The following is a 1,097-nucleotide window of genomic DNA, read 5'->3' as shown; positions in this document are numbered from 1 at the left end:
AGAACTTTTGCTACAACGCCCGCGCCAACGGTACGGCCGCCTTCACGGATTGCGAAACGCAGACCATCGTCCATCGCAATCGGGTGAATCAGGGTAACAACCATTTTGATGTTGTCGCCCGGCATTACCATCTCTACGCCTTCCGGCAGTTCGATGGTGCCAGTCACGTCAGTTGTACGGAAGTAGAACTGCGGACGGTAGCCTTTGAAGAACGGAGTGTGACGGCCGCCTTCATCTTTGGACAGAATGTACACTTCAGATTCGAATTTGGTGTGCGGCTTGATGGAACCCGGCTTAGCCAGTACCTGACCACGTTCGATTTCTTCACGTTTGATACCACGCAGCAGAACACCTACGTTCTCACCTGCACGGCCTTCGTCCAGCAGTTTGCGGAACATTTCAACGCCGGTACAGGTCGATTTCGCGGTGTCTTTGATACCAACGATTTCAACTTCTTCACCCACTTTGATGATACCGCGCTCTACACGACCGGTAACAACGGTACCACGACCGGAGATGGAGAATACGTCTTCGATCGGCAGCAGGAACGGCTTGTCAATCGCACGCTCTGGTTCCGGAATGTAGGAATCCAGGAAGCCAGCCAGTTCGATGATTTTCGCTTCCCACTCTGCTTCGCCTTCCAGCGCTTTCAGAGCAGAACCACGAACGATCGGCGTGTCGTCGCCCGGGAAATCGTACTGAGACAGCAGTTCACGAACTTCCATCTCTACCAGTTCCAGCAGCTCTTCGTCATCAACCATGTCACATTTGTTCAGGAACACGATGATGTACGGAACGCCTACCTGACGACCCAGCAGGATGTGCTCACGGGTCTGCGGCATCGGGCCGTCAGTCGCAGCAACAACCAGGATCGCGCCGTCCATCTGCGCAGCACCGGTGATCATATTTTTAACATAGTCGGCGTGGCCCGGGCAGTCTACGTGTGCGTAGTGGCGAGTCGGGGTGTCATATTCAACGTGAGACGTGTTGATGGTGATACCACGAGCTTTTTCTTCCGGCGCGTTATCGATCTGGTCGAATGCGCGAGCAGAACCACCGTAGGTTTTAGCCAGAACGGTAGTGATTGCAGCAGTCAG

General features: G+C 54.1%; 1 protein-coding gene. It reads right to left on the bottom strand.

Translation table 11 applies throughout. From position 1 onward, the window contains the following. Positions 1–1,097: elongation factor Tu (gene tuf / locus DFO56_RS24540; protein WP_052679840.1), on the bottom strand; the 1,097-nt coding region annotated here is incomplete at both ends.

The sequence above is a fragment of the Kosakonia sp. AG348 genome (assembly GCF_003337365.1).
Taxonomy (GTDB): Bacteria; Pseudomonadota; Gammaproteobacteria; order Enterobacterales; family Enterobacteriaceae; genus Kosakonia.
Note: the sequence above shows the minus strand (reverse complement) of the source record. Positions and strands in the feature narration are given on the sequence as shown.